Consider the following 25,543-nt stretch of genomic DNA (forward strand, 5'->3'; position numbering starts at 1 on the left):
GAGATCAGACATCTGATGTAAAACATTCCTACTAATCAGAAATACTATACCATTTAATAGAAGTGAAATAAATAGCAATTTGTCGAATTCTGCGAATTTTCCTTAACGCGCTTGCTCAAATACTAAACATTTTGTCACAAAACGGCTATTGACCGATCAATATTCTTCCTGCTTAGGAACCAGGACTTGCCGCGGTTTACTGCCTTCATACGGCCCGACCACCCCGTGCTGCTCCATTTGGTCTATGATGCGGGCAGCGCGCGAATAACCGACACGGAACCTGCGCTGCAGCATCGAGACGGATGCTGTCTGCATTTCCGTCACCAATTGCACTGCTTCATCGTAAAGTTCGTCCGTTTCCTGGTCGATGCTTACTTCCTCGACATCCGACGGGATCATGTCTTCCTGGTATTGCGCTTTTTGTTGTTCGATCGAAAAGTCCACGATTTTCTCCACTTCGGTATCCGATAGGAACGCCCCTTGTACACGCACCGGTTTTGACTGGCCTGCCCCGAGGAACAGCATGTCTCCGCGGCCCAACAGTTTTTCAGCACCACCCATATCAAGGATGGTCCGTGAATCGATGGCGGATGATACAGCAAACGCGATGCGCGATGGGATATTTGCCTTGATCACGCCAGTGATGACGTTAACGCTCGGCCGCTGGGTGGCGATGATCAGATGAATACCCGCTGCACGCGCCATTTGCGCTAAGCGGGTGATGGCATCTTCCACCTCATTCGATGCGACCATCATCAGGTCCGCCAACTCATCGACGATGACGACGATAAATGGCAGTTTCGGATGCTTTTCATCGTTCTCGGCGTTGAAGGTGTCGACGTAATCGTTATAGCCTTCGATATTGCGTGTGCCGGTATGGGAAAACAGCTCATAGCGCCGTTCCATTTCCGACACGATTTTCTTTAAGGCTTGCGCCGCCTTGCGCGGATCGGTCACGACCGGCGCAAGCAGATGGGGGATGCCGTTATAGACATTCAGTTCGACCATTTTCGGGTCGATCATCATCATCTTCACTTCGTGCGGCTTGGCGCGCATGATGATACTCGTGATGATGCCGTTGATGCATACCGATTTCCCGCTGCCTGTCGATCCTGCCACAAGGAGGTGGGGCATCTTGTTCAGTTCGGTCATGACTGCCTGCCCTGTGACATCGCGTCCCAGGCCGAACAGCAATTTGGAATCGGGTTTATTGTTTTCTTCCGATTCCAGTACTTCCCTTAGGCTCACGACTGCCACTTCCGTATTCGGCACTTCTATGCCAATCGCCGATTTCCCGGGGATCGGTGCTTCGATGCGGATATCGCGGGCGGCAAGCGCCAACGCCAAGTCGTCGTGCAGGCTGACGATTTTGCTGACCTTCACGCCGACATCGGGCAGCACTTCGTATTTCGTGACGGCTGGCCCCAGGTGGACTTGTGTCACTTTCGCGCGGACGCCAAAGCTTTGGAAAGTTTTTTCAAGTTTCTTGGCATTTTTCTGGATGCCCGAATACTCGCCGCTTTGGTCGCTATGCGGCGGCAATGTCAACAGGTCCATCGGCGGCAACGCATAATCTTCATTTTCCGCTTCCTCTTTCATCGACATGACCGGCTCTTTCAAGATTTCCCCTGTTTCCGGATCGACATGCCTGATTTCATCAGCTGTTTCGGCTTTTGGCTGTTCCTCTATCGCGTCCTGGCGCTTCGGCTTGACCTTTTCCGTGAATGCCGAGATGATCGGCTCTTTATCCGATTCTTCTTCCGGTTCCCGCTCGGTCTCCTGATCAAAGACCAGCGTGGTCTCTGTTTCCTCCTCCAGGGCATCGTCATAAGCCAATTGCTCATTCATTTCCAATACCTTTTCAGGCGCATTTTTTCTGCGCGGCTGTTTTTTCACCGGTTTGCGTTCCGGTTTGAAACGTTCTGCGAGAGACCGCATCGCTTCGCCGGCTGCCGGCAAGCGCTCTGCAATCACTGGCGCTGCCGCTTTGCCGGTCAGGATGATGGCGCCGATCGATAATAAGATGACAGCAATGACCCATGTGCCGGCTGTCGCGAACAACACATGAAGCAGCGCATACAATAAGGCGCCGAAAAAACCGCCCCCGGCCGCTTCGTAATTGCCCCAGATCGTGCCGGACATTTGTGTCATTTTCGATGTTTCCGATATGACATTTGCGGAAGTGATCGGCAAGATCGAACCGGCTGCCCAGATCAAGTGGCTGATCAATAATGCGCCAGCAAACAGGAACAGCGAGCCGACCGCAATTTTCGCGCGGATTTTCGGCAGCCCACGCTTGACCATGATGTGGAGAGCGGCTGCAATCAATGCCAGTGGCGCGAGAAAGGCCAGATAGCCGATCAGGTATTCAGCGATATTATTGAACATGCGGCCGATCAATCCGAGCCGGAAGACCATCAAGATCGCAATGCCGATCATGATGAGCCCTGTCACTTCATAAGCGATCATCGGCACCGGCTGCCGCTTCTTCGCCTTCGCTCTCGGTTTCGGTTTAGTGCGCGGCTTGGTGCGCGGCTTGGTAGTACTTTTTTTGTTCGTGCGGCTTGGCGCCATGGGATTCCCTCTTTTCTTACGTAATGAAAAAGGATTCCTGCCGATAAAATCGGTATGGAATCCCTTTACTTGTATTTTTAGTATTCCATGATGATCGGGATGATCATCGGACGCCGCTTCGTCTGCTGATACAGGTACGAATTGAGCGTGTCGCGGATTTCCTGTTTGATGTTGTTCCATTCGAACGCGTCGCGCGTCACATATTTATCGACGATCTTACGCACCAATTGGCTCGACTCATCAAGCAATTGCTCCGATTCACGGACATAGACAAAGCCTCTTGATATGATCTCAGGTCCTGAAGCGATGCGCTTCTCCTTGCGGTTCAAGGTGACGACGATGATAAAGATGCCATCCTGGGACAAAAGCTTGCGGTCGCGGAGGACGATATTGCCGACATCCCCGATACCGATGCCATCGATCAATACATTGCCTGTCGTAACGCGGCCGCTCATGCGGACTTTTTCTTTCCGGTATTCGACGATATCGCCTTTATCGGCGATGAAGATATCCGATTTCGCGATGCCGACTTGCTGCGCCAATTTCGAATGGGCGATGAGCATTTTGTATTCCCCTTGGATCGGGATGAAATACTTCGGCTTCATCAAGTTCAGCATCATTTTCAAGTCTTCCTGGCTGCCGTGGCCGGAAACGTGGACTTTCTTATTGGACGTCAATACTTTCGCCCCGGCTTTCGCCAATTTATTCATTGTCTGGAACATCGGCACTTCCATGCCCGGCGAAGGCGTGAAGGTAATCAATACCGTGTCCGTCTCATTGATGCGCACATCCTTGTGCTGGCGTCTGACCATCTTGTCGAGCGCTTCAAGCGGTTCGCCCTGGTTGCCGGTCACGATGATGACGACTTCATCATCGTTGTATTTTTCGGCATCCTTCATGGAGATGACCGTGTCTTCGTCCACCTTGAGGTAGCCTAGCCGCAAGCCGACTTCGTAGCTCTTCTCCAGGCTTTTGCCGATGACGGCTACTTTCTTGCCTGTCTGATGTGCAATATCGAACACTTGCTGGATACGGATGAAGTTGGATGAATAAAGCGAGACGAGAATGCGCCCCGGGGCCTGGTGGAATGCCGTCAGGATATGGTCAGCGATAACCGTTTCGGACGTTGTGTAACCCGGGCGTTCAGCTTCGGTGGAATCCGACAGCAGCATCAAGACGCCGTCTTCGCCGAGCTTCGCCATTTTGGCGTAATCCGGGCGGTAGCTTCCTTGCATCGACTGGTCGAATTTGAATTCACCGGTATGGACGATGGCGCCTTCCGATGTATGGAAGACGATCCCGAGTGCATCCGGAATGCTGTGTGTCGTATGGAAAAAGGTGACGTGTGTTTTATCGAAATTCATGCGGCTCTTGTTCGTGACTTCAAAGAATTTGTAATGCTTGAGCGAGCCGAGCTCTTTCACGTGTTCTTTTGCAAGCGCGATGGTCAGCTTCGAACCGTAGACCGGCGCTTGGACTTTCTTCAATAGGTAAGCGATCGACCCGATTGCATCCTCATGCCCGTGCGTCAGGAAGATCCCTTTGACCCGGTCTTTATTTTCTTCGAGATAGGTAACGTCCGGAATGACGATATCGACGCCAAGCATCTCATCTTCCGGGAACATCAATCCGCTGTCGACGACGAACAGGTCCTCGTCGATATCGATGACGTACATCGCTTTACCGATCTCTCCTACTCCGCCAAGCGGAATGACTCTTATGACTTCATTTTTAATTTTACTCAATTGATTTCCTCCTAAAAATATTTCACCCGTACAGATCCATAGACTTCATTATACGGTAATCACCGGTAACAGTCCAAATAAAAAAACAACCACTGCCATTTGCCTAGTGTGCCTGCCGTAAAAACATCCGTTCATGAAATAGAAAAGCCATCCGCATGCACGAGGAAGAACGGCTTCCAAGCAGCACCGGATGGCGATAGATTCAAACATCAGCCGATTATTCACGGCCACATGACGTTAACGGCTCACAGCAATTGTTCCTCGATAAGTGCTTCAGCAATTTGAACCGAGTTCAATGCCGCACCTTTGATCAAATTATCGGAGACGATCCACAAATGATAGCCATTCGGGTTGTCAAGGTCTTTGCGGATGCGGCCGACGAACACCTCATCTTTCCCGGCTGCCATCAATGGCATCGGGTATTCCTGATTGGCGGGATTGTCTTGCAATACGACGCCTGGCGCGCCGCCCAGTGCATCTCTCACCTGTTCGACAGACGGCGTGTCATCCAATTCCACATAGACGGATTCGGAGTGGCCTGTCACGACCGGCAAGCGCACACAAGTCGCCGCGACCGCCAAGTCTTGGTCGCTCATGATTTTCTTCGTTTCGTTGATCATTTTCATTTCTTCGAGCGTATAGCCGTTCTCCGCGAACTGGTCGATCTGCGGCACGGCGTTAAAGGCGATCGGGTAATGGCGATCGGATGACTTCACGGGCAAGACGTTCGCTTCGGCAGTTGCTGCGTTATCGAAATCCGCTGACTGTTCTTTCAATTCATTGATCGCATCAATTCCGGCGCCCGACACTGCCTGGTAAGTGGACACGATGATTTTCTGCAAGCCGAACTGTTCTTTTAGCGGCTGCAATGCGCACACCATTTGGATCGTCGAGCAATTGGGGTTGGCAATGATGCCCGTATGGCCTTTTAGCGCCGATTTATTCACTTCAGGGACGACGAGCGGCACGTCCTTATCCATGCGGAATGCACTCGTATTGTCGACCACGACTGCGCCGCGTTTCACGGCTTCAGGGGCAAACTTCTCTGAGATGCTGCCGCCTGCGCTGAACAAGGCGATATCGACGCCCTCGAAAGATTCTGGCACCGCTTCTTCCACTGTATGGGATTGTCCGTTGAATTCGATTTGCTTGCCGGCAGAGCGTGCGGAAGATAGGAACTTGATGTCCCCCACAGGGAAATTGCGCTTCTCCAGCTGTTCTTTCATTTGCTGGCCAACGGCGCCGGTTGCGCCCATGATCGCTACATTATACGTTTTCACTCGACTCTCTCCTTCTTGGCTGATTTGCGTTATTGTAACATAATTTATCGCATCAGCGCGACAAATTGTCGCAATTCATTTTTCATTGTGAACGGATGATGGAGACCGCTGGTGCGGCGATAGTCAATTGCATCAAATCCAGCACGTGTTTACGCTCCACTGCATCGATCAATCGGATAATGTCATCTGCGGATTGATGTTTGCCGTGAAGCAGTTCGTATTTCCCGTTACGGCTCATACGGGACCCTGTGCTTTCAAGCCCAAGCAGCAAATTGCCTTTTAATTGCTCACGGGAATCGGTAATCTCCACGTTGCTGATATCCCCCTCCCGCATGCGCTGCAGCGAGGCCCGGATCAATTCCTCGACTTCCCCGACTTGATGGTCGGCAGTGCCCCCGTATATGGCGAGCGTTCCATGGTCCGAGTAGGCCGAATGATAGGAATAGACCGAATAAGCAAGGCCACGGTCTTCGCGTATTTCCTGGAACAGCCGGGATGACATCGAGCCGCCGATGATATTGTTCAATACGGCCAGCGCAAACAGCCTATCGTCCTGAAGCGACAACCCTGGATACCCGAGGCAGATATGGGCTTGTTCGGTCTCTTTATGTTTGATCGATTGTCCTGGGACGAAGGTCGGCAGGACATGGGCATTGCCCGGGCTTTTCCGTTCAAAGGAACCGAATAAGGCTTCGATTTGGGTAAGCAGTTTAGCATCGATATGGCCTGCTACGGAAATTACCGTATTCGCTGGCGTGTAATGGCGCTCCATATAATCCAAAATCTGTTGTCGCGAAAAACGGTCCAACGTCTCGGCAGTGCCTAAAATCGGCGCCCCGATTGAGTTATCGGGATACATGACCCGCCACAATTGCTCGTGGACATCGTCATCTGCCATATCTTCGGTCATGCTGATTTCCTCTTTGACAACAAGCCGCTCTTTATCGATTTCCAACGGGTCCATCACCGAGTTGAAAAACATATCTGCCAACACTTCAACTGCGAGCGGTGCATGATGGTCCAGCACTTTGGCGTAATAGCAGGTACATTCCTTGGATGTGTAGGCATTCAAATCCCCGCCGATGCGGTCGAATTCCCGCGCGATGTCTTTGGCGCTGCGTGTCTTGGTGCCTTTGAACAAAAGATGTTCGATAAAATGCGTGATGCCGTTTTCTTCCGGCCGCTCATCCCGAGATCCTGTATTGACGAATACGCCGACCGCCACGGAGCGGAAATGGGGGATGTGTTCAGAGACGATACGCAAGCCGTTCTGGCATGTATAGGTGGTAACCATTGAAAGCCCTCCTGTATATGAAAAAAATTGCCGGCGAATGCCACCGGCAATTTTCCCACTTTTTTTATTTAGCGTTTCAAGCTTTTTCAGCTGCTTCTTTTTCTTCTTTCAATACTGTTTTACGGGACAAGTTGACGCGTCCCTGGCGGTCGATCTCGATGACTTTCACTTTGACGATATCGCCCATCTTCAGAACGTCTTCCACTTCCTTCGTCCGTTCTTCCTGGATTTCCGAAATGTGGAGAAGCCCATCTTTCCCTGGGAACAACTCAACGAATGCGCCGAATTTCTCGATGCGCTTGACTGCGCCTTCGTAGTATTCGCCGACTTTCGCTTCGCGTACAATATTCTCGATCATCGCTTTCGCTTTGGCGTTCATTTCTTCATCAACGGAAGAGATGAAAATCGTGCCGTCTTGTTCGGTGTCGATCTTGACGCCTGTTTCATCGATGATTTTATTGATAACTTTTCCACCCGGTCCAATGACGTCGCGGATCTTGTCTGGATTGATTTTCACCATGATGATCTTCGGCGCGAATTTGGACAAGGTCGTGCGCGGCGCGTTGATCGTGGCAATCATCGATTCCAAAATATGAAGGCGGCCGATTTTCGCTTGCGTCAATGCTTCTTCTAAGATTTCGCGCGACAAGCCATCGATTTTGATGTCCATTTGAAGGGCTGTGACGCCTTCTGCGGTTCCCGCTACTTTAAAGTCCATATCGCCGAGATGGTCTTCCATCCCTTGGATATCGGAAAGGACGGTATAGTTCTCGCCTTTTTTCACAAGGCCCATTGCAATTCCGGCTACTGGTGCTTTAATCGGCACACCCGCATCCATCATCGCCAAAGTGGAAGCGCAGATACTTGCCTGTGAAGTCGAACCGTTCGATTCCAACACTTCGGAAACGAGGCGGATCGTATAAGGGAAATCTTTTTCATTTGGAATGACCGCTTCAAGCGCTCGTTCGCCTAGAGCCCCGTGGCCGATTTCGCGGCGGCCGGGGCCGCGCAGGAAGCCGGTTTCCCCAACGGAGAACAATGGGAAATTATAATGATGCATAAAGCGTTTCGTCTCTTCCAATCCGAGGCCGTCGATGATCTGTACATCGCCGAGTGCGCCGAGTGTACAGATGCTCATCGCTTGTGTCTGGCCGCGCGTGAAGAGTCCCGAGCCGTGAGTGCGTGCAAGGACGCCGACTTCAGAAGAAAGCGCTCGGATTTCGGATGGGCCGCGGCCGTCCGGGCGGATTTTTTCATCCGTGATCAAGCGGCGGACTTCATCTTTGACCATTTTATCGAGCACTTGGCCCGCTTGTTTTTTAATATCGTCTTCTGAATCTGCGTAAGCTTCGAGTGCACGTTCACGCACAGCTGCGATGGCTTCGTTGCGTGCCTGCTTCTCGTTCACTTGGACTGCGGCATTCATGTCTTCTTCAACCGCCGTTTTCAATTCGGACGTCAAGTCAGCATCCAATTCGTATAGTTGGACCGCCGCTTTCTCTTTGCCTACTTCCGCTGCAATTTCTTCCTGGAAAGCGATCAATTTCTTGATTTCTTCGTGGCCGAACATGATGGCTTCCAGAATGGCCTCTTCAGACACTTCTTTCGCGCCGGCTTCTACCATGTTGATGGCATCTTTCGTGCCGGCAACCGTCAAGTTGATGGAGCTTTTTTCCATTTGCTCGCCTGTCGGGTTGATGATGTACTCGCCATCCACCATTCCGACGATGACGCCGGCGATCGGCCCGTCAAATGGGATGTCTGAAATCATCAAAGATAAAGAAGAACCGAACATCGCTGCCATTTCAGACGGGCAATCCTGGTCGACGGACATGACCATAGAAATGACCTGTACTTCATTGCGGAAACCGTCCGGGAATAGCGGGCGCAGCGGGCGGTCGATCAAGCGGCTGATCAAGGTCGCTTTCTCGGATGGGCGCCCTTCGCGCTTGATGAAGCCACCCGGGATTTTCCCGACAGCGTATTGGCGCTCTTCATAATTCACCGTCAGCGGGAAGAAATCCAGAGGCTTCGGTGATTTCGATGCCGTGGCAGTGGATAGCACGGCTGTATCGCCATAACGGATCAATGCCGCTCCGTTTGCTTGTTTTGCCAGTTGACCGACTTCAACCTTCAGTTCGCGGCCGGCCCAGTCAAATGTGTAAACCTTTTTTGTTTGCTCCATAGTCGAGCTCCTCTCTTACCGTGTTTCGTGTAGTATGTATCTTTCAATAGTGTATCAAAAAAGCACATCAAGTGCGATTCAATGATAAGTTTTGAGCATAAAGAAAAAGCGGGACGAATCCCGCTTTCTCTGCTTGCTATTATCGGCGTAGGCCAAGTCTTCCGATCAACTCACGGTAGCGTTGTACATCGTTCTCGCGTAGGTATTTAAGCAAGTTACGACGGCGTCCGACCATTTTGAATAGACCACGGCGTGAATGGTGATCTTTCTTGTGGGTACGCAAGTGCTCGTTCAAGTTGTTGATGTCTTCTGTAAGAATGGCGATCTGAATTTCTGGAGAACCAGTATCAGTGTCATGCACTTTGTATTCATTGATCAATTCATTTTTACGTTCTTGAGTGATTGCCATGCTGTTCCACCTCCTAATCTCTGATAGCCCCTATTACCTAGCAAACGTTGGTGATTCGATTTGCCAAGCAACGGTTAGTACGTTCAGTACTTTGATATCATAGCACAGTGATTTTCTGAAATCAACTGTCCGACTTATACTTCAAAATATCGCTTGGCAGTATCTTTATCCCGGCTGATTTGGGCTTTCAATTCATCAATTCCTGAAAACTTCTGTTCATCGCGGATGCGCTTATGCCATTCAACAACCACTTTCTCACCGTAGATCGACTTGTCGAACTCCAGGATATGGACCTCGATGACCAAATTTTTGACATCGGGATTATTGAAGGTCGGCTTATAGCCAACATTGCAGACGCCGTCGAAATAAGCACCTTGCACTTCAATCCGCACCGCATAGACACCGCGCTTCGGAACGAATGTGCCAAGTTCCGGTTCGACGTTCGCTGTTGGAAAACCGATCGTCCGTCCCCGTTTGTCACCGTTGACGACCGTTCCGGAAATCCGGTACGGCCTGCCGAGCAGATGATGAACCGGCTCGACCAGACCATCTTTCAACAAATGGCGAATGCGGGTCGAACTGACCTTTTCATTTTCCGCTTCGATTTTGCCGACTGTCGTGACCTGATACCGGCCATTGCCGTGCGATTCCATCAACGCCATATTGCCGCCGCCTTTATGGCCGAACGAGAAGTCAAAGCCGGCAACGACTTCTTTAACGTTTAAGCCGTCGATGAAATGCTCGATGAATTGTTCTGGGGAAAGTTTCGCGAACTCTGAAGTAAAGCGGACGATATAGCAGATATCAACGCCCATTTCCTCCAAGATGTCCATCTTCTGGCCAAGTGGCGTGATATAAAAAACTTCTTCTTTCCGGCCGCCGAGCACCAATGAAGGATGCGGATCGAAGGTCATGACAGCGGACTTCATCCCGCCTGCTTGCGCTTTGTCAATCGCCGTGCCGATCACTTGTTGGTGGCCCTTGTGGACGCCATCAAAAAATCCGATCGCCATGGACAGCGGCCCTTGTTCTTGTGCTTTCATCTCGTGAGGATAACTCAAGTGAATGATTTTCATACTACACCTCGTCCGTTGGAGGAAATCCAAACATTTTTTCGGGTTTCATTTTACCCGGCTTCTCGGGATGCCGTTTGTACAATGCTGCCGGTTTGCCATGATAAGTGAAAACGACAAACGGTTCTGTCTTCAAGACCGGATGCGCCTCGAGCACTTGGCCATTTTTGATGCCGAACAGTAGATCCGGCGTGATTTCTTCAAAAGGAAATGCACTTAAGCCGTATGCGAGAGGCTGCAAAATAGAACCGATATCCCCATTTTGCGCAATTTCCTCCACTTCGGCAAGCGTCACACATTGTTCTTTCGTAAAACTGCCGGACTGTGTGCGCGTCAGCTGTGACATATGGGCCGGATATCCAAGCGCTTCGCCGATCTGGACGGCAAGTGTTCGGATATAGGTCCCTTTGCCGCAGCGGATGCGGATGCGGAAACGAATATTCTGCCCTTCCCATGTGTCCGCCTCATCCAATAATTCGATAGAATCAATATGCACCGTGCGTACAGGGCGCTCCACTGATTCGCCTTTGCGCGCATATTCATACAGCTTTCTGCCGTTCACTTTGACCGCTGAATACATCGGCGGGATTTGTTCAATGTCGCCGGTCAGGCTTTGCAATACCTCTTCTAGCTGCTTGCGTGTAATCATTTTGTCGCTCAGGTCTTGTTCCACTACCGCGCCTTCTGCATCTTCTGTTTCCGTTGAAGCTCCGATCAACACTTCCGCTTCGTAAGTTTTCCCTTGATCCGTGATATATTCTGCCACCTTGGTCGACCGTCCCAAACAAATCGGCAACACGCCGTCCACTTGCGGATCGAGTGTTCCGGTATGCCCGACTTTTTTTGTTCTCAGGATTTTTCTCAGGCGAAAAACGCAATCATGCGATGTCATGCCCGGTTCTTTCCATAATGGAAGGATCCCATTCGGCTCCATATCGGAACCCCCTCTCTTTCATCGATTCCCCTGAGGAACCGTTTAGTATTATGTAGAAAAAAGCCTGCTGTCTAAAAATAGACTGGCAGGCTTTCTGTTTATTCTTCTGATGGATCTTTAATATCCCGCAACAAGGATTCAATCCGATTGCCGTATGCGACAGATGAATCGATTTCAAACGCCAATTCAGGAGTTTTGCGCAAACGGATCCGCTGCCCGATTTCCGAGCGGATGAATCCTTTGGACTTCGCAAGGCCGAGCAAAGTTTGCTCTTTTTCCTTATCATCGCCCAACACGCTGATATAGACGGTTGCCTGCTGAAGGTCGCCTGTCACTTCGACATCTGTCACGGTGACAAATCCGATGCGCGGGTCTTTCAGTTTTCTGCCGATAATTTCGCCGAGCTCTTTTTTCATTTGCTCAGCTACACGATTCGAGCGCATTGATGACATTTCGAATCCACTCCGTTCTTACAAATATTCTTTCTCTATTTCCATGCATTCCCACGACGGGTTGCTTTCCAGAAAGCGCAGCACATGCTCCATTTCCCGTTCCGCCGCTTCCTTCGAGGAAGAAACGGTGACAAACGCGAGGCGCGTGCGCTGCCAAACTTGCTGATGATCGACTTCCGCCGCCGATACATTGAATTTCTGCTTGGTGCGGGTCATCATGCTTTTGACGACCGCGCGTTTTTCTTTTAATGAATGCGCAGTAGGGATAAAAAATTCGCATTCCATCAACAGGATCATTTTCGTTCGATTTCTTCCATGATATAAGCTTCGATGATGTCGCCTTCTTTGACATCGTTGAAGTTTTTGATCGTCACGCCGCATTCATAGCCTTTTGCGACTTCTTTCGCGTCATCTTTAAAGCGTTTCAAGGTATCGATTTCCCCTTCGAAAACGACAATGCCGTCACGGATGATGCGCACGCCGCTATCACGGGTGATTTTGCCTTCCGTTACATAGCTTCCGGCAATGGTCCCGACTTTAGAGACTTTGAACGTGCTGCGGATTTCCGCCTGGCCGATGATTTTTTCCTCGAACTCTGGGTCCAAGAGGCCTTTCATCGCCGCTTCGATTTCTTCGATCACTTTGTAGATGATGCGGTGCAAGCGGATATCGACGCCTTCCGCTTCTGCTGCGCGCTTGGCGTTGGCATCCGGGCGGACATTGAAACCGATGATGATCGCATTGGAAGCTGCCGCAAGTGATACATCGGACTCCGTAATGGCACCGGCGCCTGTGTGGATGACTTTGACGTTGACGCCTTCCACGTCGATTTTCAAGAGTGACGCAGCCATGGCTTCGACCGTCCCTTGAACATCCGCTTTGACGATCAAGTTCAACTCTTTCATCTCGCCTTGCTTCAATTGGTCAAACAAGTTGTCGAGCGTGACACGGTTCTTTTCAGAACGCATTTCCTGCAAGGCTGTAGCGGAACGCGCCTCACCGATTTGACGGGCCGTTTTCTCGTCTTCAAAGACAACGAAACGGTCGCCGGCTTGCGGCACATCGCTAAGCCCGGTGATTTCAACAGGTGTTGAAGGGCCTGCAGTCTTCACGCGGCGCCCAAGGTCGTTGACCATGGCACGGACGCGGCCGAATGTATTGCCGACTACGATCGGGTCGCCGACATGCAAAGTGCCATCCTGCACGAGCAAAGTGGCAACAGATCCGCGGCCTTTATCAAGCTCCGCTTCAATGACCGTACCGATTGCCCGGCGGCCAGGGTTCGCTTTCAATTCCGCAACTTCCGAAACGAGCAAGATCATTTCAAGAAGCGTGTCGATTCCATCTCCCGTCAATGCGGAAAGCGGAACGAAAATCGTATCGCCGCCCCATGCTTCAGGAACAAGGCCGTGCTCGGTCAATTCCTGCATGACACGGTCCGGGTTCGCGGATGGTTTATCCATTTTATTCACTGCGATGATGATCGGTACTTCTGCAGCTTTTGCGTGGTTGATCGCTTCAACTGTCTGCGGCATGACGCCGTCATCCGCAGCGACAACGATAATGGCAATATCCGTTACTTTCGCACCGCGCGCGCGCATCGTCGTGAATGCTGCGTGGCCTGGCGTATCCAGGAACGTGATTTTCTTGCCGTCTTCTTCGACTTGGTATGCACCGATATGCTGGGTGATACCGCCCGCTTCTCCAGCAGTCACTTTCGTGTGGCGGATTGAATCGAGCAAAGTCGTTTTCCCGTGGTCGACATGCCCCATGATCGTTACGACAGAAGGACGTTCTTCTTTCTTGGCTTCTTCTTCAGGTTCGAAGTAAACTTCCAAATCGGTTTTGTCGACCAAGATTTCTTCTTCCACTTCAACATCGTACTCTGCACAGACGAGTTCGATGGCATCTTTATCCAACTCTTGGTTGATTGTTGCCATCACCCCGAGCATGAACAATTTCTTGATGATTTCTGAAGGCTCACGGCCGAGTTTTTTCGACAATTCGCCTACAGTCAACGATTCACTGAAAGTGATTTTTGACGGCAATTCCTTTTCCTTTTTCGGCATCGGCGGCATCGGGTTGACCGGGCGCTGTTGCTTGCCTTTGCGGTTGCGGTTTTGACCGCCGCGTCCTGGCCCGTTCGAACGGCCGCGCTGGCCTGGCCCTGGAGCCGGTTTAGCAGCTTTCGGCGTGAAATTGGAGCCGCGCCCCGACTGGCCAGTTCCTTGCTGGTTCGATTGTGAACGTGCTTGGCCGCCTTGTGTGCGGTTTTGGCCGGACGGACGGTTCTGGCCTTGCCCGCCTTGCGTACGTGCCTGTCCGCCTTGCGTGCGGTTTTGGCCGCCCTGGCTTCCTTGTCCGCTTTGCCCACGGCGCTGGTTTTGGCCTTGCGGGCGGGATTGTGAACCTTGCCCGCGGTTTCCTTGCGCAGGTTTTTTGTAAATGCCGTCCAATTTCGTTACAGCAGCATCTTCTAGTGTAGCCATATGGTTATTGACTTTAATATTCATTTTTGACAATTCATCGATAATGTCTTTGCTCGGTTTATTTACTTTTTTAGCGTATTCATGTACTCGAATTTTGGTCATCTGCTCACCCCCGGTTAGTTTTCATCAAACAAGTGCGTCATTTTCTTGGCAAAACCGTTATCGGTAATCGCCAAAACGACGCGTGCTTCTTTCCCTATAGCATGGCCAATCTCATAGCGGCTAGCGCCTATGCGCACTGGCACATTATAGGAATTGCATTTATCGTGCAGTTTTTTTCTCGTGTTTTCAGAGGCATCTTCAGCCACAATGACTAATTTCGCATTGCCCCGGCGCACTTCGCTGATGACGAGCTCTTCGCCGGTCACCAGTTTGCGCGCACGTGTTGCAAGCCCCAAAAACTGCAGGATTTTTTCTTTATTCATGATTTCAGCTGCTCTCTGCGTACGGCGTGGACAAGTTCTTCATAAATTTCGCCTGGAACTTTCACTTCAAGCTGCTTATCCAATACCTTCTTTTTTCGCGCCAATTCGATGGCATCCTCCGATTTGGAAACATATGCGCCTCTTCCCGACTTTTTGCCGGTAAGATCGACGAATACTTCCCCTTCTTTGGAACGCACCACGCGGATCATTTCCTTTTTGGGATGCATTTCACCGGTCGCGACGCATTTTCTTAACGGAATCTTCTTTTGCATAGCCAACGGATATCACCTTCTCAGCTTATTCTTCTTCGTCGTAAAAATCAAAGCCATCCGCATCTTCGTCATCGGCTGATTGAATAGCTGCTGACTCTGCAGACGGATAAATCCCTAGTTCACGGGCATCCGTTTCACTCTTGATATCGATCTTCCACCCTGTCAACTTCGCCGCCAGACGCGCGTTTTGGCCGCGTTTGCCGATTGCAAGGGACAATTGGTAATCCGGTACGACGACTGTCGTCGATTTATCGTCTTCACTCACTTGCACATCCAACACTTTAGATGGGCTCAGGGCGTTCGCTACGAATACGACCGGGTCTTCCGACCATTCCACGATGTCGATTTTCTCGCCTCCGAGTTCATTGACGATTGTCTGCACGCGGCCGCCTCGTGAACCGACACATGAACCGACCGGGTCCACTTCTTCATCGGTCGCATGTACCGAGATTTTCGAACGGTCTCCCGCTTCACGCGCGATCGATTTGATTTCGACAATGCCGTCATAGATTTCAGGCACTTCGTTTTCGAACAAACGGCGCAAAAGCCCCGGGTGCGTCCGTGAAACGAACACTTGCGGGCCGCGTGTCGTCCGTTCGACTTTCGTGATGTAGACCTTGATGCGGTCATGCGGCTGGTAGCTTTCATTCGGCATTTGTTCCGTCTGCGGCAAGACCGCTTCGACTTTGCCCAAACCGACATACAGATTGCGGGCATCCATGCGTTCGACAATGCCGTTGACGATATCATCCGCACGGTCGACATATTCTTCAAAGATCAAGCCGCGCTCGGCTTCGCGTACGCGCTGTGTGACCACTTGCTTCGCTGTTTGGGCAGCGATGCGCCCGAAGTTGCGGGGCGTGACTTCTTCTTCGACGATATCGCCGATTTCATAAACTGGATTGATGGCATGCGCATCTTCCAATGAAATCTGCAAGCGGTCGTCTTCGACTTCCTCCACTACATCCTTGCGGGAATAGACAAGCATCGTCCCCGTATCGAGATTCAAGTCGACACGGACGTTCTGCGCTTGGTTAAAATTGCGCTTATAGGCTGTGACCAGCGCCGCTTCGATCGCTTCGATCAGCACGTCGCGTGAAATCCCTTTTTGTTTTTCCAACACTTCTAAAGCATCCAATAGCTCACTGCTCATGTTTTTCACTCCTAAATTCTTCTATTCAGCTTGCAGAAAAATCGATCGCCAGACGGATCATGGCAATTTTCTTTCTCGGGATGCTGATGGTTTTTCTGCGGGTCTTGATTTTGATCTCGATCTCCACTTGTTCTTCATCAAATGACTTCAAATATCCTTCGAATTCTTTGGCGTCTTCCACCGGCTCATACGTTTTGATGTAGATGAAACTCCCCAAAGCTTTTTCGAAATCCTTTTCTTTCTTCAATGGGCGCTCAGCACCCGGTGAAGATACTTCGAGGAAATAGTTCTGCTCGATCGGGTCGGTTGCGTCGAGCTGTTCGCTCAAGCGTTCGCTGACGATTGCGCATTGGTCGATGTCGATCGGCTCCTGTGGATTGTCCACATAGACGCGCAAGAACCAGTTCTTACCTTCTTTCACAAACTCGACATCGACCAATTCAAGTTCCAGTTCATCGATGATCGGTTGTGCCATTGCTTCGATTTGTTCTGTAATTTTGCTCATAAAATGCCTCCTGCCAATAATATGCCATAACAAACAGAAAAGAGCGGGAGAACCCACTCTTCTGCGACAGAGCTATCAGTAAATGTTACTACAATAATACCATGATTGGCGGAGCGGCGCAACTGACTAGAACAAGGACAGCTGATTGGCATCAGGCATCCCTTCCAGGCAACCGTGGTCATCCATGTACTCGATGATCGTTTTTGAAACGCGGCCGCGCTGCTGCAAATCTTCCTTCGACAGGAACTCGCCTTCCGCTCTCGCTGCGACGATCGACTTCGCAGCGTTCGTGCCAAGCCCTGGAATGGCGTTGAACGGCGGAATCAAGGTATTGCCTTCGATCAGGAATTCATCTGCGGAAGATTTATACAAATCGACTTTCTGGAATGAATAGCCGCGCTCGACCATCTCTAGCGCCAGCTCCATGACCGTCAGCAAGTTCTTTTCTTTCGTCGAGGCTTCCAGTCCTTTGGAATTGATTTCATCCACTTTGGCACGGATCGACTGGGACCCTTTCGCCATGGCATTGACATCGAAATCTTCTGCCCGTACCGTGAAATATGCTGCGTAATAAAGGACCGGAAAATGCACTTTGAAGTAAGCGATGCGCACCGCCATCAATACATAAGCGGCAGCGTGCGCTTTCGGGAACATGTACTTGATCTTTTTGCAGGATTCGATATACCAGTTCGGTACGGCTTTCTCTTTCATCGCCGCTTCCATCTCCGGCGTCAAGCCTTTCCCTTTCCGTACCGATTCCATGATCTTGAACGCTAGTGATGATTCAAGCCCCTGATAGATCAAGTAGACCATGATATCATCCCGGCAACCGATGACGTCCGACAGCTGGCATGTGCCATTGTGGATCAATTCCTGGGCATTGCCGAGCCACACATCCGTACCGTGTGACAATCCGGAAATCTGCACGAGTTCCGAAAACGTCGTCGGTTTCGTATCTTCGAGCATTTGGCGGACGAAACGCGTCCCGAACTCCGGAATGCCAAGCGTCCCGGTTTTGCAGCCGATCTGCTCTTTCGTGACGCCGAGCGATTCAGGCCCTGCGAAAATCTTCATCACTTCCGGGTCATCCGTCGGGATCGTTTTCGGGTCAATGCCGGACAGATCCTGCAGCATGCGGATCACCGTCGGGTCATCGTGCCCGAGAATATCAAGCTTCAGTAAATTATCATGGATCGAGTGGAAGTCGAAATGCGTCGTCTTCCATTCGGAATCCTGTGCGTCCGCAGGGAACTGGATCGGCGAGAAATCATAGATGTCCATATAATCCGGCACAACGATGATCCCGCCCGGGTGCTGCCCCGTGCTGCGCTTGACGCCGGAACAGCCCTGCACCAAGCGGTCGATTTCCGCGCCGCGTATGGTCATATCCCGGTCATTGGCGTATCCGCGCACGTACCCATACGCCGTTTTCTCGGCTACGGTGCCGATCGTGCCTGCCCGGTAGACATTGTCTTCGCCGAACAGCACTTTCGTGTAATTATGCGCTTGCGGCTGGTATTCGCCACTGAAGTTCAAATCGATATCGGGTACTTTATCGCCTTTAAATCCAAGGAAGGTTTCAAACGGGATGTCCTGCCCGTCTTTTTTATACGGAATCCCGCAATCCGGGCAATCCTTATCTTTCAAGTCAAAACCGGAACCGACAGAGCCGTCATCGAAGAATTCGGATTTCTTGCATTTCCGGCACACATAATGAGGCGGCAGCGGGTTGACTTCCGTGATCTCGGTCAGCGTAGCGACAAGCGAGGATCCGACAGATCCGCGCGAACCGACGAGATAGCCATCATCAAGGGATTTTTTCACCAGTTTATGCGATATCAAATAGATGACCGCAAAGCCATGGCCGATGATCGACTTCAATTCCTTCTCGATCCGTGCCTCAACGATTTCCGGCAACTCATCCCCGTAAATCGAACGCGCCATCGTATAGCTGAGTTCACGGACCTCCTCGTCCGCGCCTTCAATTTTCGGCGTGTACAATTCATCTTTGATCGGCTTGACGACATCGATCATATCCGCAACCTTAAGGGAATTATCGACAACGATCTCACGCGCTGTCTCTTCCCCGAGAAAATCGAACGCATCGAGCATTTCATTGGTCGTCCGGAAATGCACTTTCGGCAATGTCGAACGGTTCAGCGGGTTCGCACCGCCTTGCGAACCGATCAGCACTTGACGGAAGATGGCATCCGTTTCATCAAGGTAATGGACATTCCCCGTCGCGACCAACGGCTTGTCGAGCTTGCGGCTCACTTTGACCAGCTTGCGGATGATGTCTTCCAAGTTCCATTCATCACGGATCATTTCCCGGTCGATCAAGGGTTGATACACTTCCTTGGGATGCACTTCCAAATAATCATAGAACTGTGCGGTGCGCTCCACTTCTTCCATCGATTTTTGCATGACCGCTTCGAAAACTTCGCCTTTATCGCAGCCCGAACCGACGAGCAGGCCTTTACGGTGGCGTTGAAGCAGCGAACGCGGGATGCGCGGGACGCGGTAGAAATAATTGATATGCGAAGCTGAAACGAGCTTGAACAGGTTTTTCAAGCCTTCCTGGTCTTTTGCCAAAAGCGTGCAATGCGTCGGTCGTGAACGTTTATAGGAATCCCCCGTCCCGACGTAATCATTCAATTGATCGTGGTAAAGGATGCCTTTATCGTCCGCTTCTTTCAGTAGATGCGTCAAAAGATACGCGGTTGCTTCCGTATCGTAAATAGCGCGGTGATGCTGCGTCAATTCGATATTGAATTTTTTCGCCAGCGTATTCAACCGGTGGTTTTTCATTTCCGGGTGAAGCATGCGGGCAAGTTCCAATGTATCGATCGTGGCATGCGTTTTATCGATGCCGTATTTCTTGTAGGCAACATACAGGAAGCCCATATCGAATGATGCGTTATGGGCGACCATGATGTGGTCGCCTGCCCATTCGTGGTATTCACGGATGACCTCCTCGACTTCGGGCGCGTTCCGGACCATATCATCCGTGATGCCCGTCAAGTCGATCGTCGTCGCCGACAAAGGATGGTGCGGGTTGGCGAAACGCTCGAATTTATCGATGATCTGGCCGCCCTTGATCTTGACCGCTGCCAGTTCGATGATCGTGTCGTAAACGGCAGATAGTCCGGTCGTCTCCAAGTCAAAGACGACGAAAGTTTCTTCTTCGAGCAAGGCATGGCGTTCTTCGTAGGCAATCGGTACGCCGTCATCGACCAAATTCGCTTCCAGTCCGAATATCGCCTTGATCCCGTGCTTTTGGCTTGCGGCATATGCGTCCGGAAATGCCTGGACGCCTGCATGGTCTGTCACCGCAATGGCCGGATGCCCCCATTTCGCCGCTTGGGCGACCAAGGACTCGACAGAAGACACAGCGTCCATCTGGCTCATCGGCGTGTGCAGATGCAATTCCGCCCGTTTGACTTCGGCGGTATCCTTGCGTACAGCAGGATTGATTTCGACCATGTCATTCGACATCATGACGAGATCCCTGACGAATGTATCGGTTTGGATGGAGCCTCTCGCTCTCAGCCACATGCCTTTTTTCGCCTGGGCCATGAGCTCGGCGTCTTCTTTGTCGCGCGAGAACATTTTGACGAGAATCGAATCCGTGTAATCTGTCATCTTGACGGTCAATAATGAACGGCCGCTGCGCAGCTCGCGGACTTCGACATCGAAAACGAAGCCTTCGATCGTCACGCGGCGTTCTTCGTCGACGATCGAACGGATTTCGACAATCGGCTCATCCGGCTTGATGGCGGCACCCATCTGGAACGGTCCTGATGGCGCGCCATTTTCTTTGCGTTCGGTCTCGCGTTTCTTCATATCCGCGACAGCCCTTTTGGCCATCGCTTCCTCTTCGGCTTTGCGTTCTTCCATGAATGCGGCGCGCGCTTCCTGCTGGTCTTCAGCCGATAGCTGAAAATCGATTGAAAACGCCGGGAACCCGAATTGCTGGAAAACCTGTCCCAGCTTCTCCGTGTACTTCGACTTCAAAGCCATCATTTCATGTTCATGGCAGCAGTCGACGATCAATTTATTGCCATTCCACACAGGCGCTTGAGCCAATAGCCGTTCCCTTAACGGCGGGGCCATATCCGCCAATTCGTCGACGACATGCCGCCAATAAGCGGCAACTTGATCCCCGTCTGTTTGTTGCGCGGGCGTTTCGATATATATTTGAACGCTTGCAATCGAAGAAAACTTGGTGTGCAGGCGTTCGCGGAACGTAATGAATAATTCCAACGGCAACACTTGCTTGAGTTTGACGATAAAGCGCCATGCCCGGTCTTTTTTATGGACCGTCATACGCGTCAATTCCGCCCCTTCAAAATATGGCATATGTACATCATCGGTTAGCTCCAGATGCTGCAGCAGCAATTTAAATCTCATTTTGGCGTCTTGCTCATTTATCATGGTTATCCCCTTCGCCATTTATTTCAGAAAAAGAAAGGAAAGTACGGATGTACTTTCCTTTTTATCATATCAGATTATTATTCATTTCTTAAAGAATTCGCGCACCTTGTCGAGCACTTCATCTTTATGCCATTCGACCGTTTCGTCGGTTTCGCGAATTTTCACTTCCAGGATTCCTTCAGCGGCACGCTTGCCGACAGTGATGCGGATCGGCAAGCCAATCAAATCGGCATCAGCGAATTTTACGCCGGCGCGCTCTTTGCGGTCATCGAGCAGCACTTCGAATCCTTGCGCTTTCAATTGCTCGTAAATTTCTTCGCCGGTTTCGCGTTGCACATCGTCTTTGACGTTGACCGGCACGACATGGATTTCATATGGCGCAACTGCAGTCGGCCAAGTGAAGCCCGAATCGTCCTGGAATTGTTCAGCGACAGCTGCGACAATGCGTGAAACCCCGATGCCGTAGCAGCCCATGATATAAGGCATCGCTTTGCCCTGGTCATTGAGGAAAGTCGCTTTCATCGGTTCGCTATAAGTCGTGCCGAGCTTGAAGATGTGGCCGACTTCGATTCCTTTAGCAAATTGGATCGTGCCGTTTCCATCAGGCGATGGGTCGCCTTCTTTCACAAAACGCAGATCTCCATATGCTTCTACCGTGAAATCTTCATCAGGCGTAACGTTTTTCAAATGGACGCCGTCTTCATTGGCGCCAGTGACGCCGTTGACGATCGATTTGACGGCGTTGTCCGCAAATACGCGGACGCCTTCAGGCAAACCAACCGGACCGATCGAGCCGATATCGCAGGACAGCATTTCACGCACGTCTTCTGGAGTCGCCATATCGATCAGCTTAGCGCCTGAAATATGCTTGACTTTTACGTCGTTCACTTCATGGTCGCCGCGTGATAACACGACGATAAGTTCGTCGTCCGCTTTAAACACAAGCGTTTTAATGCAGTTTTCAGGCGTCGTGCCGAGGAAATCTGCCACTTGTACAATGGTCTTCTGATCAGGCGTCGCAACTTTTTCGATTGGATGCGCTTGTTCATCGGATTTAGGATAATCCACATTTACGGCGGCCATTTCAATATTCGCTGCGTATGGCGAACTGTCCGAATACGCAATCGTGTCTTCCCCGATGTCCGACAGCACCATGAATTCATGGTTGTCCTTGCCACCGATTGCGCCTGAATCCGCGATGACGGCACGGAAGTTCAATCCGAGGCGGCTGAAAATATTGCTATAGGCTTGCATCATATCATCGTAAGTTTTATCCAGGCTCTCTGGCGTCGCGTGGAAGGAATACGCATCTTTCATCAGGAATTCACGGCCGCGCAACAACCCAAAGCGTGGGCGTTTTTCATCGCGGAACTTCGATTGGATCTGGTACAAAGTGAGCGGCAATTTCTTATAGGACTTGATTTCGTCTCGCAACAGGCTCGTGATGATTTCTTCATGCGTCGCGCCTAGCGCGAACTCACGGTCGTTGCGGTCTTTTAAACGCATCAATTCATCGCCGTAGGAATACCAGCGCCCCGTCTCCTGCCAAAGTTCAGCCTGTTGAAGGGCGGGCATGAATACTTCCACGCTATTGATCGCTTCCATTTCCTCGCGGATGATTTTCTCGACCTTGTGCAATACACGTTTGCCAAGCGGCAGGAATGAATAGATCCCGCTTGTATTCTGGCGGATGAATCCTGCGCGCAGCAATAATTGATGCGATTTCACTTCAGCATCGGCTGGAGTTTCCCGTAACGTCGGGATAAAGCTTAATGTTTGTCTCATATCCAAATACACCTCGACTGATTTTTGTATTTTTGAATCCCTATGTAGCAGAGAAAGGAAAGCGATAGACGCTTCCCTTTCTCACGTTAAAAGAAGAATCGCTGAATGTCGTTCCATGTGACGACTATCATCAAGAGCATCAACAGCATGATCCCGACAAAATGGACCATCCCTTCTTTCTGCTTATCGACCGGCTTGCCTCTTAACGCTTCGAGGAAGAAGAACATGAGGCGGCCCCCATCAAGCGCTGGCAGCGGCAAAAGGTTCATGATCCCCAAGTTGATGCTGAGCATGCCAGCCCAGCTCATAAGCGTAAAGATGCCGTACTGGGCGACTTCTTCAGTTGTTTTATAAATGCCGACTGGCCCGGAGAGCGCATCGATAGTGAATTGGCCCGTCACGAGCATGCCGAGCAAGCGGAATATCTCTTTAAACCAAAAGACTGTCTGCTCAGCGCCATAGGCGAATGACCCGAAAAAGTCTTTTTCCACAGGGCTTTGGTACAAGACGCCGATGACACCCACTTGTTCTGCCGATTGCTCGGACAATTCAGGCGTGATCGTGAAACTCAAAGGTTCCCCGTCACGCTCCACTTGGAAATCAAGCGGCGTTCCTGCGCTATCTTGAACAGATTCCACCAACTCGTCCCATGTGCTAATCGGTTGGCCTTCGATTTCTGTCACCAAATCACCGTCTTGCATGCCGGCCTGTTCAGCAGGGCTGTCTTCTGTCACTTCGGAAATGACCGGCTCAAAAGTCGGTACTCCTTGCATCATGCCGATTGCCGTAAAGATGAAAAAGGCCAGGATGAAGTTGAAGAACGGCCCGGCAAAAATCGTCATGAAACGGTTCGGCAAATTTTTCGCATCGAACGTGCGGTCATAAGGCGCCAAAATCGTTTCACGGCCGTTTTCTTCCACTACTGCATCCCGGGCTACTTTGATATTCACCAATTGTTCGTCTTCGTCATACCCCTTGATATATAACTCTTTTTCGAGATCTGCTTGTTCCACTTCCAGAAACAGGATATCGGGATAGACACGCTTTTGGTTGAGAATGACTTTTTTCGCCAGTCCCTGATCATCCAATAGCAATCCGATGCGGTGGCCTGCCTGCAAGTGGATGGCATCCATCTCTTCGCCCGCCATGCGGACATAACCGCCGATCGGCAGCAACCTGACCGTATACAGCGTCTCGCCTCGCGTGATGCCCAAGATCTTAGGGCCCATCCCGATAGCGAATTCACGAACAAGAATCCCAGCCCGCTTAGCGAACAGGAAATGGCCCAGTTCGTGGAAAAACACTAATGCGCCGAAAATGATGATGAACGCTAATACTGTCTCCATTTTGAACCCATCCTTAATAAACCATATTCGGTTTTAATCTGTCGCTATTTTAGCATGTTTTCCACGGTTTTTCTCGTTTCAGAATCTGCCGCGAGTATCGTCTCGAGATCAGGTGAAGCGATTGTCTTATGCTCAAGCATCGCCCGCTCAATAAATTCCTCGATCTGTAAAAAGCCGATTTGGCGGTTCAAGAACATTGCGACCGCTTGCTCGTTGGCAGCGTTCAAGACGGTCGTCATCGTCCCGCCTTCCCGCCCGGCATCGAATGCGAGTTTCAATGCACGGAACCGCTCGTAATCCATCGCTTTGAAGTTGAGCTGGGAGATTTCCGCCAGGTCCAGCCGTTTGGCAGCCGGGCGCGGAAGGCGATCGGGATAGGACAACGCATATTGGATCGGCACCCGCATATCAGGCGTCCCGAGCTGCGCCATGACGCTCGTATCCTGGAATTCGACCATAGAATGGATGATGCTCTCGCGGTGCAAAAGCACATCGATATCGTCATAGGCGAAATCGAACAAGACATGTGCTTCGATTACTTCCAAACCTTTATTCAACATCGTCGCGGAATCGATCGTGATTTTGGATCCCATCGACCAGTTCGGGTGGTTCAGGGCATCTTCTACCGTGACATCGGCAAGTTCATCGCGCGTTCTATCACGGAAGCTGCCGCCTGAAGCTGTCAGGATCAACCGGCTTGCCTGTTCGATCTTTTCGCCGTTGAGCGCCTGGAACAGAGCCGAATGCTCACTGTCCACCGGCAGGATGTCGGCGCCGTATTTTTTGGCGCTTTGCATGACCAAATGGCCTGCTGTCACCAATGTTTCTTTATTGGCGATGGCAATCGTGCGGCCAAGCTTGATCGCTTCCAAGGTTGGCTCTAGCCCAACGCTGCCGATCACGGCATTGACCAAAACATCCGCGTCATAGGTCGCTGCATCGATCAAGCCTTTGCTGCCATGGACGAATTGAACGCCTTCGAATTCCTGCTGTAGCTGCTGCGCGTCTTCCGCGAGTTGGACGCAAACGATTTCCGGCCGGAACTCCTGAATCAGCTTTCGCGTAACTTCCATGTTCCTGCCGGCAGAAAAACCGGCCAGCGTAAACTCTTCGGGATGTTCACGGATGATATCCGCCGTTTGGACGCCAATTGAGCCTGTCGCGCCGAGTAGTATGACTTTTTTCATA

General features: G+C 51.0%; 19 protein-coding genes. All 19 read right to left on the minus strand.

Going from position 1 to position 25,543, the window contains the following annotated elements; translation table 11 throughout:
* Positions 1 to 156 precede the first annotated feature (156 nt).
* Entirely contained in the window at positions 157 to 2,574 is a 2,418-nt protein-coding gene (locus BBI15_RS09685) for an FtsK/SpoIIIE family DNA translocase (protein WP_068869370.1), read from the minus strand.
* 77 nt (positions 2,575 to 2,651) lie between these two features.
* The gene (locus BBI15_RS09690) at positions 2,652 to 4,319 is read right to left on the minus strand and encodes a ribonuclease J (protein WP_068869371.1); all 1,668 of its coding nucleotides are present in this window, start codon (positions 4,317 to 4,319) and stop codon (positions 2,652 to 2,654) included.
* Between the two features lie 245 nt (positions 4,320 to 4,564).
* On the minus strand, positions 4,565 to 5,599 hold the full coding sequence (locus tag BBI15_RS09695; protein ID WP_084632818.1) for an aspartate-semialdehyde dehydrogenase: 1,035 nt from the start codon (positions 5,597 to 5,599) through the stop codon (positions 4,565 to 4,567).
* An 82-nt stretch (positions 5,600 to 5,681) separates the two neighbouring features.
* A complete protein-coding gene (locus tag BBI15_RS09700; protein WP_068869372.1) occupies positions 5,682 to 6,893 on the minus strand; it encodes a M16 family metallopeptidase in 1,212 nt (403 codons plus the stop codon).
* A 76-nt stretch (positions 6,894 to 6,969) separates the two neighbouring features.
* On the minus strand, positions 6,970 to 9,078 hold the full coding sequence (gene pnp / locus BBI15_RS09705) for a polyribonucleotide nucleotidyltransferase (protein WP_068869373.1): 2,109 nt from the start codon (positions 9,076 to 9,078) through the stop codon (positions 6,970 to 6,972).
* A 139-nt stretch (positions 9,079 to 9,217) separates the two neighbouring features.
* Positions 9,218 to 9,487 (minus strand): 30S ribosomal protein S15, encoded by a 270-nt coding sequence (gene rpsO, locus BBI15_RS09710; protein WP_068462811.1) that lies wholly within the window; start codon positions 9,485 to 9,487, stop codon positions 9,218 to 9,220.
* A gap of 134 nt (positions 9,488 to 9,621) precedes the next feature.
* Positions 9,622 to 10,563, minus strand: a complete 942-nt coding sequence (gene ribF, locus BBI15_RS09715) for a riboflavin biosynthesis protein RibF (protein ID WP_068869374.1) — start codon at positions 10,561 to 10,563, stop codon at positions 9,622 to 9,624.
* A gap of 1 nt (position 10,564) precedes the next feature.
* On the minus strand, positions 10,565 to 11,494 hold the full coding sequence (gene truB, locus BBI15_RS09720) for a tRNA pseudouridine(55) synthase TruB (RefSeq protein ID WP_068869375.1): 930 nt from the start codon (positions 11,492 to 11,494) through the stop codon (positions 10,565 to 10,567).
* 98 nt (positions 11,495 to 11,592) lie between these two features.
* The gene (gene rbfA, locus BBI15_RS09725; protein ID WP_068869376.1) at positions 11,593 to 11,946 is read right to left on the minus strand and encodes a 30S ribosome-binding factor RbfA; all 354 of its coding nucleotides are present in this window, start codon (positions 11,944 to 11,946) and stop codon (positions 11,593 to 11,595) included.
* A gap of 18 nt (positions 11,947 to 11,964) precedes the next feature.
* Entirely contained in the window at positions 11,965 to 12,243 is a 279-nt protein-coding gene (locus BBI15_RS09730) for a DUF503 domain-containing protein (protein WP_068869377.1), read from the minus strand.
* Entirely contained in the window at positions 12,240 to 14,537 is a 2,298-nt protein-coding gene (gene infB, locus BBI15_RS09735) for a translation initiation factor IF-2 (RefSeq protein ID WP_068869378.1), read from the minus strand. The genes BBI15_RS09730 and infB overlap by 4 nt, the downstream gene beginning before the upstream one ends.
* A gap of 14 nt (positions 14,538 to 14,551) precedes the next feature.
* A complete protein-coding gene (locus BBI15_RS09740) occupies positions 14,552 to 14,860 on the minus strand; it encodes a YlxQ family RNA-binding protein (protein WP_068869379.1) in 309 nt (102 codons plus the stop codon).
* The gene (rnpM, locus tag BBI15_RS09745) at positions 14,857 to 15,138 is read right to left on the minus strand and encodes an RNase P modulator RnpM (RefSeq protein ID WP_058380470.1); all 282 of its coding nucleotides are present in this window, start codon (positions 15,136 to 15,138) and stop codon (positions 14,857 to 14,859) included. The genes BBI15_RS09740 and rnpM overlap by 4 nt, the downstream gene beginning before the upstream one ends.
* Before the next feature lie 19 nt (positions 15,139 to 15,157).
* Positions 15,158 to 16,285 carry a transcription termination factor NusA gene (nusA, locus tag BBI15_RS09750; protein ID WP_068869380.1) on the minus strand — a complete coding sequence of 376 codons (1,128 nt, stop codon included), beginning with the start codon at positions 16,283 to 16,285 and terminating at the stop codon, positions 15,158 to 15,160.
* A 25-nt stretch (positions 16,286 to 16,310) separates the two neighbouring features.
* Positions 16,311 to 16,790, minus strand: coding sequence for a ribosome maturation factor RimP (gene rimP, locus BBI15_RS09755; protein ID WP_068869381.1), 480 nt, complete (start codon positions 16,788 to 16,790; stop codon positions 16,311 to 16,313).
* Between the two features lie 126 nt (positions 16,791 to 16,916).
* A complete protein-coding gene (locus BBI15_RS09760; protein ID WP_068869382.1) occupies positions 16,917 to 21,224 on the minus strand; it encodes a PolC-type DNA polymerase III in 4,308 nt (1,435 codons plus the stop codon).
* Positions 21,225 to 21,305: 81 nt separating this feature from the next.
* Complete coding sequence (locus tag BBI15_RS09765; protein WP_068869383.1) at positions 21,306 to 23,009, minus strand: proline--tRNA ligase; 1,704 nt, start codon at positions 23,007 to 23,009, stop codon at positions 21,306 to 21,308.
* 86 nt (positions 23,010 to 23,095) lie between these two features.
* On the minus strand, positions 23,096 to 24,355 hold the full coding sequence (gene rseP / locus BBI15_RS09770; RefSeq protein WP_068869384.1) for an RIP metalloprotease RseP: 1,260 nt from the start codon (positions 24,353 to 24,355) through the stop codon (positions 23,096 to 23,098).
* 44 nt (positions 24,356 to 24,399) lie between these two features.
* On the minus strand, positions 24,400 to 25,542 hold the full coding sequence (gene dxr / locus BBI15_RS09775) for a 1-deoxy-D-xylulose-5-phosphate reductoisomerase (protein WP_068869385.1): 1,143 nt from the start codon (positions 25,540 to 25,542) through the stop codon (positions 24,400 to 24,402).
* Position 25,543: the final 1 nt, after the last annotated feature.

It is taken from the genome of Planococcus plakortidis, assembly GCF_001687605.2.
GTDB lineage: Bacteria > Bacillota > Bacilli > Bacillales_A > Planococcaceae > Planococcus > Planococcus plakortidis.

Coding starts and splice junctions, on each gene's coding strand:
- rseP (WP_068869384.1), bottom strand. CDS start 24,355: ATGGAGACAGTATTAGCGTTCATCATCATTTTCGGCGCATTAGTGTTT.
- BBI15_RS09760 (WP_068869382.1), bottom strand. CDS start 21,224: ATGATAAATGAGCAAGACGCCAAAATGAGATTTAAATTGCTGCTGCAG.
- BBI15_RS09730 (WP_068869377.1), bottom strand. CDS start 12,243: ATGATCCTGTTGATGGAATGCGAATTTTTTATCCCTACTGCGCATTCA.
- truB (WP_068869375.1), bottom strand. CDS start 11,494: ATGGAGCCGAATGGGATCCTTCCATTATGGAAAGAACCGGGCATGACA.
- pnp (WP_068869373.1), bottom strand. CDS start 9,078: ATGGAGCAAACAAAAAAGGTTTACACATTTGACTGGGCCGGCCGCGAA.
- ribF (WP_068869374.1), bottom strand. CDS start 10,563: ATGAAAATCATTCACTTGAGTTATCCTCACGAGATGAAAGCACAAGAA.
- dxr (WP_068869385.1), bottom strand. CDS start 25,542: ATGAAAAAAGTCATACTACTCGGCGCGACAGGCTCAATTGGCGTCCAA.
- BBI15_RS09765 (WP_068869383.1), bottom strand. CDS start 23,009: ATGAGACAAACATTAAGCTTTATCCCGACGTTACGGGAAACTCCAGCC.
- rimP (WP_068869381.1), bottom strand. CDS start 16,790: ATGAGCAAAATTACAGAACAAATCGAAGCAATGGCACAACCGATCATC.
- rpsO (WP_068462811.1), bottom strand. CDS start 9,487: ATGGCAATCACTCAAGAACGTAAAAATGAATTGATCAATGAATACAAA.
- nusA (WP_068869380.1), bottom strand. CDS start 16,285: ATGAGCAGTGAGCTATTGGATGCTTTAGAAGTGTTGGAAAAACAAAAA.
- infB (WP_068869378.1), bottom strand. CDS start 14,537: ATGACCAAAATTCGAGTACATGAATACGCTAAAAAAGTAAATAAACCG.
- BBI15_RS09700 (WP_068869372.1), bottom strand. CDS start 6,893: ATGGTTACCACCTATACATGCCAGAACGGCTTGCGTATCGTCTCTGAA.
- BBI15_RS09740 (WP_068869379.1), bottom strand. CDS start 14,860: ATGAATAAAGAAAAAATCCTGCAGTTTTTGGGGCTTGCAACACGTGCG.
- BBI15_RS09685 (WP_068869370.1), bottom strand. CDS start 2,574: ATGGCGCCAAGCCGCACGAACAAAAAAAGTACTACCAAGCCGCGCACC.
- rbfA (WP_068869376.1), bottom strand. CDS start 11,946: ATGTCATCAATGCGCTCGAATCGTGTAGCTGAGCAAATGAAAAAAGAG.